The sequence below is a fragment of the Aeoliella sp. genome (assembly GCF_965227375.1).
Taxonomy (GTDB): domain Bacteria; phylum Planctomycetota; class Planctomycetia; order Pirellulales; family Lacipirellulaceae; genus Aeoliella.
Map to the genome: position 1 here is coordinate 1,785,190 of NZ_CBDDFX010000002.1, position 16,406 is coordinate 1,801,595.

Genomic DNA, 16,406 nt, shown 5'->3' on the forward strand with positions numbered 1-16,406 from the left:
GGGCTGAGTATACTTCATCTAGCGAACCTTGCGAGATGGAACTCGGAATAGGGCAAAAAGATTGCGCGAATCGTAGGTAGTCTGCAACCTAACAATGGTCGAGAATAGACGAGCATAATTGCCATCAATGGGTGAACATCTCCGTGCAGGAGGGCCAGCTTGCAAAATCACACGCCACGCAACGGACACCAGCGGTCACGTGCTAGTCGTCTGCAGCAGCTCGTTGACGAACGACGTGAATGGAACGCCTTGGTGGGCGATTTCTACCGCGAGCAAGAAGTCTACCAAGCCGAGATCGAGACTATCTGGAAGCGTGATTGGCTGCTAGCTTGCCATACCTGCGAAATACCGAATCCGGGCGACTACGTGACGTTGCGGCTCGAAGGAGATTCGGCCGTGGTGATTCGGGATCACGAAGGGCAGATCCGCGCGCATTGGAATGTTTGTCGACACCGCGGCTCGGAACTGTGTGCGGGCGAAGCGGGCCACGCCAAGCGTCTCGTCTGTCCGTACCACCAGTGGACCTATGCGGTGGATGGTCACCTTGTGGCTTGTCGAGGCATGCACGACGACTTCGACCAATCGGACTTGGATCTAATGCCGGTTGCCATTCAGGAATTAGAAGGCTTGGTTTTCATCAGCTTCGCTGACAATCCTCCCGATTTCAATCAAGCTGCGCAGTGGATGGGGCCTATGCTCAGGCCCCAAGGGCTGCTACGTGCAAAGGTAGCCAAGTCAATCGACTATGAGGTGGCTGCAAACTGGAAGCTGGTGTGGGAAAACAACCGTGAATGCTACCACTGCAAGATGAATCATCCGCAGTACGTAAAAGCGAATTTCGACCAATACGATGCCGATGGTGCCTCCCACCAGGTTAAGGAGCGACTGCGATCGTCACTCCAGCGCCAGTTGCCCAAATGGGAGGAGCAAGGCTTATATGGCGATCACCTGAGTCCTGGCATCGCGATATTTCCAGACGTCGAACACAACCGCTGGTATTCCGCGAATCGCACCGTACTGGCTGAAGGATTCGTAAGTGAGTCAGTCGAGGGTCAGCAGGTTGCTCCCCTCATGGGCAGCTACACGAACCCAGAGACAGGAACCTTGCGAATTCGAACTGTGCCAAACATGTGGAACCATTCCAGCTGCGATCACGCAGTTACCACACGTTTGATGCCGGATGGTATTGATCGCACACGTATTACCGTGACGTGGCTCGTGGACCAAGATGCGATGGAGGGTCGTGATTACGAGCTCAGTGAGCTGCTTCCTTTTTGGCAATTGACTTCCGAGCAAGATTGGAAATTGTGTGAGCGCGTGCAGCGGGGCGTACTTTCGACTAAATATCGGCCAGGGCCGTTGTCGCGAAGCAATGAGTATAATCTTGAGGCATTTTTTGTATGGTATTTGCAGCGGTTGCGTGCCACGACAAGGGTATCAACGATGGCTGACAGGGATTAGAGAGCCGAGTTAGTCTCTTATCGCAAGTGCTGGGCCTTAATCAAATGAGTAATTTGGCCACAATCTAGTGGAGAAGGTGTGAATCGTTTAGAGCCAGAATCGTGTTTCGCTTTTGCGGCTGCGTTCTTTGATTTCGACGGGACCATTGTCGATAGTGAGCCGGCGTCATCGATTGCCTTCAGAGACGTTATCGGAGAACTGGGCACGCTGATAACCGAGGCCGAGTCGGAGGTCTTTTGCTACGGTAGGAGCTGGCACAGCATCTTCAATACCGTTTCTGAATTGCATCCAGAGCTCAAGGGACGCTACCAAGAGTTTGCATCGATGATCGAGGAACTCATCAATCGAGAGGGTGGATACCTCGGAACCCCCATAGCGCCCTCGCTATCGACGTTGAAACAGGTTGCCAAGCATGTGCCAGTCGGAATTGTGTCGGGATCGTTTCGTTCAAATCTCTCGCGAGCCTTGAACACGCTTGGCCTGAGCCAGTACGTTGCAACCATTGTGGGTGCAGAAGATTACACTCAGGGAAAGCCGAATCCAGAGCCCTATCTTATTGCAGCACAAGAGCTTCGCATCAAGCCAGACGCATGTGTTGTATTCGAGGATTCGCAGTTAGGGATCGAATCGGCGCAAGCGGCTGGCATGAAGTGCGTCGCGCTCAACGGACGGTTCGACGCCGCCACGCCGCACCTCGCGGTCAATAGCCTTGATGATGTGCGCGTATGGGACTTTCTGCACACACCGCTTCGCGGACCTCATTTCCGGATTTCAACCAACGGAATGCAAAAGCCCGATGTAAACAGATCAAAGTTGTAGTGCACCGGTGCGGTGTCGGCCAGAGAGGATCGATATCCAGCATGCGTTGCCGATCACGGCTTAATCCATCATGATGAGCGGCTGGAATAAGAAGTCTGATCCTGCTAGTGGCCTCAGGGCTGGGACTTGCGACTCCAGAACCTGCAAGGGCAGTTCGAGCGATCGACATCATCGGTCACCGCGGGAATTCGGAGCAGGCTCCCGAAGGCACCATCATATCCTTGCACCAGGCCTTTGGTCGATGCGCCAGTATCGTGGAGGCCGACATACGAACATCTGCCAACGGCACCGCCTGGCTATCAGATCAGGATAACCGATTGGTTCGAATATCATTCGCCGGAATCCCCATTCGGTTCCATCTGCTCGGTGGATTGACTAGGCCGAAGCAGACTCTTCCTCTGCTGGTGCCGCCAACGCAAGACCAGTATAGCAGCCGTCGCCGACGCGATCGTCGTCGGTCCAGGTTCGGGGACACTCTGCGTCATGGAAGCGAACGAGCCATCGCCGTGTCGTGACTCATAGGCCTGCTTAAAGAGTTGAAAGTCCTTGTAGTCATTGCGAAAATCCCCATTCAGGTCTCCGAGGGCTTCGGCCTCGGCCGGAGTCATCCCCGTCATGTCGACGTGCTGGCCCTCGCGGAATCGCATCCAGTCCTTGGCATCGATAATGCAATCGCCAGTCAGATCTCCTGGCACGTTGCAGGGGATAACGGGCGGCTGGAAGGCGGCTGTTGTTACTTCATTCCAAATGACCACTTCATCCAGTAGTCCGTCGAAGCCTCCGACGAGCTTCGCCGCATCTTTCCGATCGTAGTTGATCCCAATTCGCAAGTACCCTTGTCCTCCACCGGTTGGCAATTGGGTTTGGGGATCAAAGGAGAGTTCGTCACCAAGGGGCTGGCCGTCCACGTAGAAACGAACCGCCCCCGCGGTGGCATCGCGCGTGACTCGGTATTCATGCCACTCGCCAGAGACGACATCGGCGGGAACCGTGGAGGTGAACGTTACCTTTTCATTGTTGTCATGCTCCCAGAATAGCACCAGACGGCGATCGTCGCGGATGCGAAAATTATACGGCTGATTAACAGCCTCTTCGGCGTCGGTATATCCCGCCACATTTGCCGTGTACGAAAGCAATGTATTTGCGGAGTTGCCCGATCCAAGTTGATCGTAGTTGGCGTGGATTGAGAGAGTGAGGTCGCGGAGCACGGCCAGATTGTAGTCGCCGATACCCCCGCCATGAGCAAAGTCGCCATCGCCATCCAGCGACAACGCCTGGCCGTGAATTGGCCCGGCTACCGTGTTCGCATTGCCCACGTACTCGCCCGTATTGTCCTTGCCGAGCGGAGCGGGAGCTGCATCGACGTTGAGGGTTGCGTCATGGAATCCATAGTACCCAACAACACCAGTAGCGGCCGGTTGCGGGGCAGACATTACAAAGGTATCGAACAGATCGTCGTAATGGCCATCACCGTCGGCATCGCTATAGAATCGAGCCACGGCACGAGCTCCATCGACCTCAACAATGGTATACCCAACCTTGTTCTGCCACTCATGACCGGAAAAGCCCGAGTTGCCGGTGCCGGCAATCAGCTCCCAGGTGTGATGATGGGGATGGGGCTGGCTCGGTTGGTATTGATGCCAATGACCCACAAACACACTGTCTACCACGCCAGACTCGCCCATGGTCTGCCACCAGGCTCCCGCAGTGCCACCGGTTCTATCGTAGTTGTTGAAAGTGATAGGATGATGTGAGTAGACAAAAACGTGGTCCTTCGATTGCGTTGTGGGATCCTTGAGAACTTTATCCAGCCACTCAAGCGCAGCAGGCTGACCTCCGGCTCCATGCGCCTGCGAGTCAGTGGTCACGGAGATGAAGCGAGTATTGCCGTGGTCGTAGAAATAGTCCATCTTGTCGATGCCCTTCACGCCCCCTACCATCTGGCTATCTGGTAACCAATTGAAAGTCTGTTGCCACTGGGTGTCGCCTCCTACTGGCAGATCATGATTGCCTGGCACCATAAGGCGCATCTCAGGACCGCCGATGAAATGCTTCGTCAGATTGTTCCATTGGTTCCATGAGGCAACGCTCCCCTGACTGACTAGGTCGCCTGGAAACACGACCAACTCTGGACTGTGAGCGTTCATGTCCGTTATTAATTGCGAAACGAACTGCAGGCCCTGTGTGTCGCCCACGACTCCGAATTTGAACGATGAAGCGGACGAATCAGCTTGCGGCGAGACAGTCTCAGCCGACTCGGATGCGTGAGGCGGATGGTCGGCTTCCTGAGGGCCATGGCAGCCACATTCGTCGCAGGCAAGCGTCGAATCGCAAAGCCACGAAAGCATGACGGACATCAGTATCGCTCCGCGAGAACTGCCGAGGAGGTTCGGTTGGTGGCTGATCATTATGGAAGAAACTCCGTGTGAATAGCTTGGCCAATTGGCGAGGCAATGAGAACTGTCAGGCGCACTGCTGCGTCCCCGAAGCAGGTGGTGTCAAGAATAACTCCGAACTGCTGTTTGCAAGCAGCGGAGGATAAGCGGCCCCAGCAGCAGCCCGCCAGTCGCCAAGCGTTGTACCACCTTGGCGGGTCGAAAGCTCAGCCAGCAACAATTGCGATGCGTCTCGCTTAAGTCTTGGCTTCCCCGGTCTCTGCGGCGTTTCACTTGGCGTTGTAGTAGGATGGGGAGTATTGCGTGGACCGACGGTGCCTCGATTGCTGCAAGTATGCTCCACTTAAAACCGCCAGTAACAATGCCAAAGTCGATGGTTCGGGAACTGTGGTGCCGCCCGCGAGTTGGGCCGCGGTGATCGCCGCCATACCTTGGTCTCTTAGCGCCGCTTGCATCATATTCAGGTCGAATATATTCGTTATTCCATCGAGGTTGAGATCACCTTTAGAGTAGCTTTCTAGATCGCCAATCCGAACGCCGTTCACTCTCTTCTCATATCGCCATCCATCGATGAAGTCGGATACATCATCGGGTTCGAGCAGGCCGTTGTTATCGATGTCGCCAGCGACACCAGTTAGAGCGAAGGCTGCGTAAGAATTCTCCGTAGCGAAATCAAAGGCACCCCAGTTTTGCCCAGCCGGGGGGCCTTCGTTTGACGAATTGTCGCCGATAACGAACATGCTCAGATCGTCGATGATGCCGGTAAAAAACTCCGCTGTGCCCCCGGTGAATCCGACGGGGCTATCGCCAAAGCCGTCGTCGCCGCCGGTGTTTGCGCCCAAAACTAGATTGGATGAGTCGGATGCATAGTCGGAGAGGTTGTCGATTGCGACGGCCACTCCGTCGATGAACATCCGCGAACCACTCGCAGGGCCGTTGGGACGAACCACCATGATGTGGTACCAGCTGCCGGGAGTTACGGTGAGCCCCGAGTCGGTATCTCGTCCGTCGTAACGCATTGAGAAGTTACCGGAGGTGTTGATGCGTACGCCGTGCTGATTGCTATCCATCACGATTGACTGAGGACCCACCGCCGAGCCAGGCTTTACCCAGAATTGCATGCCCCGGTCGTCTATGCCATCGTAGTTGATGGTGCCGATGAAATTGCCGCCTACAGCCGAAAGAGACTCCTGAGGCCAGTTTAATGATTGGCCATGCACATACTGCTGCTGGGCGCCGTTGAACTCGATACCAAGGCCAGTACCACCGTCGGGCCTGCCGGAGATCGTTCGGTAGACCGGCAGGGTAATTCCCTTCGGGATGAGCGGCGGCAGTTGGTCCATGCCTGTTTGGCCAACGCTATCCAAGGTACCGAATGAGTTGCCTGATGCCACCGGTGCGCCGTTGCTGGCGTTCTCGGCGGGACCTACTGGGGGATCTTCGCCAAGTTGATAGAAGCGGTCATTTGTAGAAGCCGACGTGTATTCGGCCAAAGCACCCACCATGACTATCAACGTCACGCGGGATGTCCAGTGAAGCAGGTTCATCTTGTTGATCCCCATCAATTGAGCGTGTAACGCCGGGAAGCGAGTTGAGATCTGTAAAGAAGTTTGAAGCGAGCTACGATTCTCGACCGCGAAGCTGAGTAGCGCCGAAAATGCCCGCTACAGCCATGGAAACGATGACGACCGAGGAGGGCTCGGGAACATTGGTAGCTGCGACTGAGCCTGACGATACGTATTTGACAAAGCCGGTAACCAGCGTGCCTGGTCCTTTGTCTCCGGTGGAGCCAAAGTTCTCCTTCCACTCGGTGTAGTCGCCGGGACCGATGGTACCATCGCCGTCTCCATCCGCGCCGGTGCCTTGGGGCACCGTAGCACCTAGCGTGTTTCGCCAGACCGTGTAGTCGGCAATGTTGACCGTGCCATCACCGTTGTAGTCACCAGTGGGTGAGGTGGACTCGACCACGCCGTAGCGAAACGTGAGGTCCTGGGGTTGACTCGTATTGAAGGCATTGCCTAGCGAGATAGATGCGCCCGGCAATACGTTACTGCTGCCGAGCCAGAATGATTCACTCAGCGTGTCAGAGTCAGCGCCACCAGCCTCTTCCCATCCGTTTCCGGAACCATTGCCCGCCGGAAAACCCGCGGCGTTTTCATCCTGGAAGCTTGTCCAATTGGCATCGCCAGCCAGCAACGAGTTGCCGGCCCCTCCATTGCTCATGATCTCGTAGTAGTCGATCGCTACAGCTTCGTCCGTTTGATTGCGAAGAGTGATGTCGCCGCTGGAGGTGTTGACTTCCAAAAACATCGCCAGGTCTGTTGCACCCCCTTCAAGCACACGGAAATCGATGTTGTCCATGTATCCGTCTGCAGTCCCACCTGCTTCCAGAACGCCCCAAGCAGAGATGCGAGCGGACGTAGTACCCGCTGGAACGATGCCCAGATGGGAATAATCCGTCCATTGCGTTAAGTTCACAGACCCAGGAGTTATCTGACCCGTGCCGAGCACGCCACCACTACTGTTCAGAAACTCGACATCCACGACGCCGTGATCGGTTTGAGTAGCATAGCTGCCGAACGTCGCCTTGATCGAGAACGTGGAGTCGCCAGCGGCGATGGCCGATCCCGTTGCACCAGTCGAGACGTCAATTTCCTGCTTTAGTGCGTTGGCGAAGGATTGGGCCCGGCCTAAGGAACCTGGTGTGAAGTAATATGACCCACCTCCTACGGGCGGTTCACCGTTTGCGTAATCGGGTGCACCGCCGGAGCCATCATGCGAGTACGCGAACCCTCCGCCACCAACTTGATTCCAGTCCAGGATCAATACAGAGTTATAAGCACCTGTTGTGCCTGTATCGACGTTTTCGAATCCGCCATTGACGACGAGATTCGTATCAAGGTCGGCTGCAGGCGCGGCGACGGGTATCAATGTTCCCCCGGCCACGAGGGCCGCTGCCAGCTTTCGCCGTAGGTTGGTGACTTTCATCGGGAAACTCCAAGAGGTCGAGCGGTAGAGTATTCGTTATGCAGGCGGTTTGCTGATCGAATCGCTAGTCCGTTGCGCGTCGGGCAACTCCAAACAGCAGAGCCGAACCCAACACTAGCAACACTGTCGATGGCTCGGGGACAGCAACTGGTGAAGAGAGCATTGCAGCGAACGCCCCGGCGCCATTCGCAGCGTCGTACAACTGCTTGAATTCGTTGAAATCGGCGTAGGTGTTCTTACCATCGCCGGTCAGGTCGCCTCGACGATAAGCCTCGGCGGGCGAGAATGCTGATAGGTCGACATGCTGATTGCTGCGAAGCTGCATCCAATCGAGTGCGTTGATTACACCGTCGGTGTTGATGTCGCCTTGCTGAAACGCGGAGGCATTTGTGTAAGTCACCATCCCAGTCACAACCTCGCCAGCGGAGGTGTAGCGAAAGGCCAAATCGTTCTCAACCGGATTGCGAATCCACGTTCCAGTATTTCCAAGATTGATCGACTCTGTGTGTCCTAAGGATCCCCCTAAACCCGATTCGAGGTCCGCCTCGCTCAAGTCGCCACGAGTACTGGGATCGGTAAGCTCCGACCAGTTGTGAAGACTGTCTACCTCGCCGCCATCATCGGCGTCGTACTCGTCGGCGATCGATACCCAACTGGCTGGGTTGAGCGCACCCAATCCGGAACTGATCTCGTAGCCCGCGATGTTTACCGAACTGCCGGTACGGTTGGAGAGGGTGAAGCTTCCATCCGTTCGATCGACGATGAGCTCCAGGCTTGGAAGTAGCGGTTCTGTCGTTATGCGGAAATCGACATTGTCGATGTAACCATCTGGCCCGCCGCTCAGGGCGGTGCCTAAAATCGACACCAGTGCGGACTGTGTTCCGGTGGGGACCTCATCGGCGATCGCATGCTGGGTCCAAGTAGAGACGTCTCCATCGGAAACGGAGTACGTGCCCAGGACGGCCTCACTGGCGTCCCGAAATTCGACTTGTACGGTCCCGAAATCCCCGTCGCCAAGGTAGCTGCTGAAAAAACCGCTCAACTGGAAGAAAGCACTCTCACTGCCGATGGCCGTGGCAGCATTCCCAGTCGATAGATCGACCAATTGGGCTACTTCGCCCGGCTCTGTTATGTCACTGCCTCCATTGGCGGTGAAGTAGAAAGACCCTCCACCAGCCAGGGGGCCACCATTGTCGTAGACGCCACTGGCGTAGGTGAACCCCAACTCGGTTCCGTCTACCCAATCGAGTACGTGTGAGTCACCGGGGTCCAGGCTTTCGAAGCCAGGATTCGTAAGCAAATTGACGTTCAGGTCGGCGGCATGGAGGACCGCTGGCGACATGAGGCCGCCGGCGACCAACGATGCTGCCAACTTGCGACATAACTTCGTGACCTTCATGAACTTACTCCACAGTTGTTACTAGGTCCGAATTGGTTTCCAGATTTGCACATCGAGCGATTCCCGCACACAACAATTCCCTACGGTCCGCCAGAACTTGGTCGAGCATAAGCATCGCCCACGTTGCCATCATTTCTGGCTCCCAGGTTCGCCAACAGCGTCAAGCTGGTATCGTCTGTCAGGAACCGTACCGACCCATCGACGAATGCGAACTGAGCCCCTCCAGGATGCCGACTGCGGTAGTTGCACCCAGCAGTGTAGTTATTGCGATCGTGTTGGTTCTCATCCCAACCGAGGATCGAGAGATAATCGAGGTTAATGCCCCATACGGTTGAGGACACCGTCCAGCTGGACATCCAGCCATTCGAGCTAAAGCAGCCGGGCTCATCCGATCCGAATTGCGCGCCGTGTGTTTCCCCCACATGAATGGTGTTTGACGAACCGTCGGGCACTTTCTTCATTCCAATCTTGTTCGCCCACATGTCGAGCATTCCAGGCCCCCCAGGATTATGACCGTGGAAAAAGCCGCGGTTTCGACCATGGCCATTGCCATATTCACATGGACAAGCGACACCATTAATGCACTGTCCACAGACGTTCTCTGCGCCCCAATCTCTTGGTCCCGACGATACCGGACCCGCATTACCGAAGTACGACGCGCGAGCAGACGAAGCTGGGCCGACCCACGTCGCGTTGTAGGGTGAGATTTCGATCATCACACCATCTTCACTTGGGCAGATGTATTCATGCACCGGGCTTTGCTGCAGTGGCGATTTTGCCCATACGGAGTTAACGTCGGCGCCGAAGCATCCACCGCGAGGATAGTTCTGTTCGATCTCGTCTAGTTGATCGAACAGTGCTTGTTGCTCCATATACGGCAGGATCAACGTTCGCCAAGTGTGCCAACTGCGCTTCTGTCCTGCATCGCAGTCGTCGTCCATCGCCCCATAAGGGAAAAAGCCTTGCGCCGAGTGATAGCTCTGCAGTGCTACTCCGATCTGGTGCAGGTTGTTTTGACAGCTCGAGCGTCTTGCCGCTTCTCGAGCCGCTTGCACTGCCGGTAACAACAAACCAACCAGTATGCCAATGATGGCAATGACAACGAGCAACTCTACCAAAGTAAAGCCGTTCCGTCTCCGAAAGGTATGTGCCACTGTGCGATCTCCATTAAATAGGCGAGTGAGCTAGGGCGGAACACCTAGTCCGTCAACTCGATCTTCTTAAAACCTGTATGTTCGCCATCGACCTTATCGGTAACACCCGAAGTGCTCGGGTCCATAAACCTCTCGGGTATCGATTCGGTTGCCGAGTTCTTCATCGCGGCCTCATACTCTTCTCGCGTTTTCGCTTGGCTTCCGTTGTCAGAGCCGCGTGAGAAGACAACAATCTCATAATCTCCGAACATGGCGCCGTCGCCACCCTTCTGTGTGGTCAACTCAAAGGTGCCATCGGCCTTGATGGGCCCACTCGCCTGGCGGCACTTGGTGGGATCCTTGGGTAGGTACACTACCCGACCATGATTGAGAGGCTTGCCGTTGTAAGTAACCTCGCCACGGATGGGCACCATGTTTGGTAGGCCGTCCGAACCACAACCTGAAAGGACCAGCAGGGCAGCGGTAGCCAACGCCAACGCGGGGTACCGTCCTAAATTGTGATTTGCCAGTGGTTTGACCATTATCATTGCGCAAAATGCCAGATTCCGAATTCGTCAGAATACAACAACACCGTCCCACATCGAGTTAGGTCGTTTCGGGCTGACGTGCTATAGTTTGCATACACAATCAACCGCTTCGGTAAGATGAGACTAAGGGCATTTTGTAATATTCTCGTGAAGAATCCACGATATGAAGCGCAAAATATTGTGCATTTTGCGGGCAGTCTTTGGGCACTGAATCCCTTTTGGGCGATCTCGAATCGCAGCGCTCAATTTCCGGCTTGTGACTGCCTGCGATACCCACTGGGAGTCTGCCCGACTGCGCGACGAAACATGCGGGAGAAGCGATCCTGATGGCCGAAACCGCATTTTTCAGCGATTCGAGCGATTTTCAGGTTTGTCTCGCTCAACAACTTCTTGGCTGCCTCGATCCGAACGCGACGAATTTCCTCGGCGGGCGTTCGATGAATCGCATGCATGAAGCGCTGTTCGAGGCTGCGGCGTGCAACCAGTAGTTCGCCGACCAAGTCGCCCACGCGAATTCCCTCCGTAGCATGTTGCTTTATGTAAGCGACTGCACTACGCACTAAGGGGTCGTCGACGGCCAGAATATCTGTGGAATGGCGGATGTTCACTCTGGTCGGCGAGACAAGGATCGGTTCGCTAGGCGGCGGCTGGCCGTCCATCAGCTTGGCAAGCAAACGCGCTGCTTCGTACCCCACACGCTCTGCCGGCTGCTCGATCGTCGAAAGCGGCGGGTCTGAAATATCCTCCATCAGCTCGTCGTATTCACCCCCGAGCACTGCGATCTCGTCCGGGACTCGAATGCCTGCGTAGTGGCAAGCCTCAGTCACCTGCCGGCCTCGCGCGGCACACCAGCATAGTACGGCAATGGGTTTCGGAAGTTCAGTTAGCCATTCGACAAGGCCAGCCAACTGCTGATTCCAAGGGATCTTAGAGCTTTCCCTTGTCTTCGGTCTGTAGGCAAAAAACTCGTGCGGGTGTCCCGCAAGAGCGTCCCGGAAACCCGCTGCCAAACCATCGTGATAATCAGGCCGATCAAGGGGACCGCAGTATCCAAATCGTGTGAAACCGAGAGTCTGAAAGTACTCGGCGGCTATTTGACCCGTTTCCGACTCGCTGATCGTACAACGGGCAATTCGTGGACCTGGGTGGTCATACCAAGATACGTTGACTGTAGGGATGCCACTCGCCCTAATCTCCTCAGCAAGGCTTGGGTGGTTTACCCGGGCAATCACACCATCGCCAACCCAGCCTTCGGGGAGCTGCAGTCGTTGGTGCCTTCCATACGGCTCGATTTGAAATAGCCAGTTTGCTTCCTGTTGAGCAAATTCGTGAATCCCTCGGATCAGCCGCACACCCCACGACATCGACGTGTCGATGAGCAGAGCGACTCGTTGGGTTTTGGAGTTGAACTGTCTCACCAGAACTGACTTTCAAACGGTCAATGTGGTCGCCCTTATCTGTATTGTAACCGGTGCGACTCTCCAGTGACAATTCTTGTTCGCAGCGAAGTGGGGGTGCTTATCCGAGCAACGCATCACCAGCACGGTCAGGCGAGGCTCTTTCGCAAAGCGGGTGTGGGTATACTTCTTGCTTCGGAAAACATGGCGAAACTTTGGTGGACTCACTCGTTGTTGATAAGAGGGGATTCGGGAACACCGTACGAGTCACGAGCGAGTTGGTCGTTACGAGTCCGGAGATCATGTTCATTTCTCGCACTAACTCTATCCGAAGGAATGCGAATGTAGAACGTTACGAATCCGACGAGAAACCACAGCTATGCCAGAAAATTCATCGGTGCTAGCCACCGAGAACGACAAATCCACTAAGAGCGATTGGGGCCGCCCGCAGATTAGTTACGATCGCCACGCAAGTCGTACTTATTTCGCTCTAATAGGAGGGATTTCCCGGAGAAACCGACGGCTAAGTGGCCACAACTGGTTCAGTGTTCAGGCAGGTTGGTGAAACGGCTCGCTTGGCGCCATTTTGGGGGCGTTGGCAAGCGAACGCGTGTAGCCCAAATGATGTATCTTCGGCAGCGAGACAGATTTCGACGAGGTTCCCCTGCGAAACAGAGTATCATCTTTTCGGTTAAATCGGTGAAATTCCGATCGTGCTACGGTAGAATCAGCTGACCATGAGGAAAAAATCTCGCACCTCGAAGTCGGCTCGCGCTGCGAGCACGCGATCCCGCCAAGCAGTATTGATCGACGCTCAGTCGCCTCGCTTAGTTGCCGCACAGAACCTCTTACGCGCGGGGCGCCATGCCGATGCCCTCGATCTTTACCGCGAGGCCATTCGCCAGGAGCCCAACAACGTCCGTACTTACGTGCTGACCGCACGGGCTCACGCGGAATTGTTCCAGTTCGAGCGGATGGAGGAAGTGCACGAAAAGCTTATACTGCGGGCGCCAAATCACCCAGGCGTACACCATTACATTGGCGAAACCTTCGGCCATCTTCGACTACCCTACCGTGCGATCGACTGTTTCGAGAAAGCAGCTAGCATCGAGAGTTCGGCGCCGCCCACTTGGATGGAGTTGGCGTCATTGTACGAGAGTGCTCATCGCCTAGACGAGGCGTCGGAACTTATCGAGCGGACGGTAAGCAGCGGCTATGATGCCCCCTTAGTCTGGCTGGTCCGCGGACGCATCCAGCGCCGAAGCAAGTATCTGGAATCTGCTGAGGCGACCTTCCGCGAACTGATCAATCATGCCCCGGAGTCGGAGTGGGCTGCGCAAGCGTGGGGCGAGATCGCCTTGATGAAGGATGGCCAAGGTGATTATGCGGGTGCAGTGGACGCCATCCGGAAATGCAAACAATTGCAGATGATGCGAGAAGAGCGCTTCCTCAAACCAGCTGAGCAGGCCCGCCAGCGGATACGGCCACTGTTCAACGATCTTTCACGGCAAGATTTGCGAAAGTGGCGAAACGAGGCCGAGGGCCAGGACGAGATCCGGCTTGCGGTACTCACCGGGTTCCCGCGGTCAGGAACGACCCTTCTGGAGCAATTGTTGGACGCGCACCCTGATCTCGTCAGTTCAGAGGAACGGGACTACATAGGCCGGGAACTGATGCGACAAGTCGTCTTCCGTCAAGGAAGCACGCCCCTGCTCGACCTTCTAAATCAGCTCACTCCACGAAAGTTGAAAGAAGGACGCGAGCGATATTTGCCGGCGATGGAATATCTGCTGGGTGAAAAGATCAATGGCAGAATCCATCTTGACAAGAATCCTGCGTATAACCTCACCCTACCTTTGTTGCTCCGTTTTTTTCCCTTCTCACGTCTGATCGTCGCATTGCGGGATCCCCGCGACGTGGTGCTTAGTTGCTACCTGCGTTACTTGCCGCTGAACTCGGTCAGTGTCCACTTCATGTCCCCTCAGCGCACAGCGGAAAAGTATGCGTTTGACATGCGAGCGTGGCTGCGGATGCGCGAGTTGATCGAAACCCCGTGGTGTGAGGTCCGCTACGAAGACACCGTAGCGGACGCAGGCAGGGAAGCAAAACGGGCGCTTGAATTACTGGGGCTGGAGTGGAATGACGACGTGCTTAACTATCGCCAGCGACTTGGTCGTGACAAAATGGTCACCAGTCCCACGTACGAAGCGGTTGCACAACCGTTGCATCAAGGTGCGATCAACCGGTGGAAAAATTACGAGGAGTTTCTCGCTCCAGCGTTTGAAACTCTTACCCCGTTCATTCGCGAATTCGGCTACTCCTGAGATTCTTTTCCGAAACGAGGATACCCGTAGTGTTATACAAGTGGCGATTGATATCCAAGGCCTGTTGGTGTGCTCGCTACTCTGCATCAAACGTTATCGCGAGTTGCTTGATTGCGTGGTGTTTCCTTTCCGGGCACGCGGATCACACTGTTGCGTGCGCCGCGGACGGGCGCCCCGGGCCACAGTTCCGCGTTTTAACGTGGAACATCTGGCACGGAGGCCGCGAGGACGGAGATCAACTAGGACCTCAACGCGTTGCCGATGTGATTCAAGAGAGCGAGGCCGATCTAATTGCCCTGCAGGAAACTTATGGATCGGGCAAGTTAATCGCCGAGCGTCTAGGCTTTCACTTCCATCCACGAGGCACAAATGTCTCGATTCTAAGTCGCCATCCAATCGTAGAAGACATTTCAGTTTTCGAGGATTTCAAGTGCGTCGGAGCGTTGATCGAAACACCAGTTGGCGAGCGCGTTGCCTTTTATTCGATCTGGCTACCGTTTAATGGTGATATCTGGCTTCCTGGCAACCGCGAACAAGCCGATATATCAGAGTGGCTTTCGGTGTGCGAACCGTCGGACCGCGATTTGAAACGCATCTGGAGCTTGATTCAAGACCGGCTAAGTGGCAGTGAATACGAGGGTGTTGGAATTATCGTCGCAGGAGATTTCAACTCCATGTCGCACCTGGACTACACCGCGGTGAACGAAGACCAATTCGGCAATACTGTGGCATGGCCCACGAGCCAAGTACTCACAAGTGCTGGATTTCGCGATGCTTATCGCGAGATGCACCCTCTAGTCGACCGTCATCAGGACTCGACTTGGACACCGCGATTCCCGGAGCAACAACAGGACCGTATCGATTTCGTTTACTATAAGGCATCCGAATGGCATTGCAACGAGGCCGAGATATTGCGGAACCACCCCGATGGATTTCCTTCGGACCATGCGGCCGTTCTGACTTCATTTCGGACTGGCGGTAATGCACCTCTTTCGACCGCTCACGCCGTGCGGGCGGCAACTTACAATATCCGTCGCGGTCTTGGCATGGATGGCAAGACGGATATGAAGCGAACCGCAGACGCCATCCGTAACCTGAACGCCGACATCGTTGGTTTGCAGGAAGTCGACATGAATGTTGGTCGTAGCGGGCTGCAGAATATGATGCGCGAACTAGCGAGCAGATTGCAGATGCATGCAGCCTTCGCCCCGTTCATGCCACTGGACGAGGGTCGCTACGGAATCGGGTTGCTTTCTCGCTATCCAATTCAGCAGGTACGATCTGTACCGCTCCCGGAGGGCAACGAACCTCGTGTAGCTCTGGCAGTTGAAGTGCTACTTCCTGACGGGAGCACTCTGACGGTCGTGAATATTCACTTCGACTGGGTGAGTGACGATAGCTTTCGCTGGAAGCAGGCGACAGCGTTGCGAGACTCGCTGAACGAGTACGATACTCCACTGTTGTTGATTGGCGATTTCAATGATCGACCTGGGTCGCGGACTCTGAAGATGATCCAAAAGAACTTCAGAGAAGCGGAGAAAGTCGGCATGAATAAGGCCACCTGGCCTGCGAACGCCCCAGAGCGAGAAATCGACTTTCTGTTCGTGGATCGTAAACATGATTGGAATCTGCAAGGCGCTGTGGTGGCCGAGGAGTCGCTCGCGTCCGACCACCGCCCTGTAGTCGCTGTGATGTCACTGACGCCATCGGGCAGCGATGGTGGAAAGTTCAGAGTCGCCCCCGATGCTCCTATAAGCGAATCAAACTAGCAGAAATAAAAAAGTCTCTTCCAATATCGCACCCAAGGCACACCAGTCGTTTAGTACCTCAATCGTCTCAACGCCAACATCTGTCTCTCGAGCCCACGTTCGCTCGTCGACCAATTGAATTGCAGCAAGTAACGTAAAACTGCAATTGCACAGACGCCTGTTGCCCGGCGAG

The 16,406-nt window shown here is 55.3% G+C and carries 11 protein-coding genes; 4 read left to right on the forward strand and 7 right to left on the reverse strand.

Annotation, left to right across the window (positions count from 1 at the left end; translation table 11 throughout):
- Nucleotides 1–159 precede the first annotated feature (159 nt).
- Entirely contained in the window at nt 160–1,461 is a 1,302-nt protein-coding gene (locus ACQK2L_RS20120) for an aromatic ring-hydroxylating oxygenase subunit alpha (RefSeq protein ID WP_425398835.1), read from the forward strand.
- 78 nt (nt 1,462–1,539) lie between these two features.
- The gene (locus tag ACQK2L_RS20125; protein ID WP_425398836.1) at nt 1,540–2,280 is read left to right on the forward strand and encodes an HAD family hydrolase; all 741 of its coding nucleotides are present in this window, start codon (nt 1,540–1,542) and stop codon (nt 2,278–2,280) included.
- Nucleotides 2,281–2,609: 329 nt separating this feature from the next.
- Here ACQK2L_RS20125 and ACQK2L_RS20130 read toward each other — a convergent pair whose 3' ends face one another.
- From ACQK2L_RS20130 to ACQK2L_RS20160, 7 genes are all read right to left on the reverse strand, one after another.
- Nucleotides 2,610–4,637: a LamG-like jellyroll fold domain-containing protein gene (locus ACQK2L_RS20130; RefSeq protein WP_425398837.1), complete on the reverse strand. Its 2,028-nt coding sequence runs from the start codon at nt 4,635–4,637 to the stop codon at nt 2,610–2,612.
- 308 nt (nt 4,638–4,945) lie between these two features.
- The gene (locus ACQK2L_RS20135) at nt 4,946–6,223 is read right to left on the reverse strand and encodes a LamG-like jellyroll fold domain-containing protein (protein WP_425398838.1); all 1,278 of its coding nucleotides are present in this window, start codon (nt 6,221–6,223) and stop codon (nt 4,946–4,948) included.
- Nucleotides 6,224–6,296: 73 nt separating this feature from the next.
- Nucleotides 6,297–7,664, reverse strand: a complete 1,368-nt coding sequence (locus tag ACQK2L_RS20140; protein WP_425398839.1) for a dockerin type I domain-containing protein — start codon at nt 7,662–7,664, stop codon at nt 6,297–6,299.
- Nucleotides 7,665–7,728: 64 nt separating this feature from the next.
- Entirely contained in the window at nt 7,729–9,063 is a 1,335-nt protein-coding gene (locus tag ACQK2L_RS20145; RefSeq protein WP_425398840.1) for a dockerin type I domain-containing protein, read from the reverse strand.
- Between the two features lie 80 nt (nt 9,064–9,143).
- Nucleotides 9,144–10,217, reverse strand: a complete 1,074-nt coding sequence (locus tag ACQK2L_RS20150) for a DUF1559 domain-containing protein (RefSeq protein WP_425398841.1) — start codon at nt 10,215–10,217, stop codon at nt 9,144–9,146.
- 44 nt (nt 10,218–10,261) lie between these two features.
- The gene (locus ACQK2L_RS20155; RefSeq protein ID WP_425398842.1) at nt 10,262–10,630 is read right to left on the reverse strand and encodes a hypothetical protein; all 369 of its coding nucleotides are present in this window, start codon (nt 10,628–10,630) and stop codon (nt 10,262–10,264) included.
- A 356-nt stretch (nt 10,631–10,986) separates the two neighbouring features.
- Nucleotides 10,987–12,162, reverse strand: coding sequence for a substrate-binding domain-containing protein (locus ACQK2L_RS20160; RefSeq protein ID WP_425398843.1), 1,176 nt, complete (start codon nt 12,160–12,162; stop codon nt 10,987–10,989).
- A gap of 782 nt (nt 12,163–12,944) precedes the next feature.
- Between ACQK2L_RS20160 and ACQK2L_RS20165 the strand changes: the two genes are divergently transcribed.
- Together ACQK2L_RS20165 and ACQK2L_RS20170 are read left to right on the forward strand one after the other, a co-directional pair.
- Entirely contained in the window at nt 12,945–14,465 is a 1,521-nt protein-coding gene (locus ACQK2L_RS20165; protein WP_425398844.1) for a tetratricopeptide repeat-containing sulfotransferase family protein, read from the forward strand.
- Nucleotides 14,466–14,494: 29 nt separating this feature from the next.
- Complete coding sequence (locus ACQK2L_RS20170; protein WP_425398845.1) at nt 14,495–16,234, forward strand: endonuclease/exonuclease/phosphatase family protein; 1,740 nt, start codon at nt 14,495–14,497, stop codon at nt 16,232–16,234.
- The last annotated feature ends 172 nt before the right edge of the window (nt 16,235–16,406 follow it).

What these genes read in the sequence shown, in the direction of transcription:
- ACQK2L_RS20155 (WP_425398842.1), bottom strand. Translation starts at nt 10,630, where the DNA reads ATGGTGCCCATCCGTGGCGAGGTTACTTACAACGGCAAGCCTCTCAAT.
- ACQK2L_RS20145 (WP_425398840.1), bottom strand. Translation starts at nt 9,063, where the DNA reads ATGAAGGTCACGAAGTTATGTCGCAAGTTGGCAGCATCGTTGGTCGCC.
- ACQK2L_RS20140 (WP_425398839.1), bottom strand. Translation starts at nt 7,664, where the DNA reads ATGAAAGTCACCAACCTACGGCGAAAGCTGGCAGCGGCCCTCGTGGCC.
- ACQK2L_RS20135 (WP_425398838.1), bottom strand. Translation starts at nt 6,223, where the DNA reads ATGAACCTGCTTCACTGGACATCCCGCGTGACGTTGATAGTCATGGTG.
- ACQK2L_RS20130 (WP_425398837.1), bottom strand. Translation starts at nt 4,637, where the DNA reads ATGTCCGTCATGCTTTCGTGGCTTTGCGATTCGACGCTTGCCTGCGAC.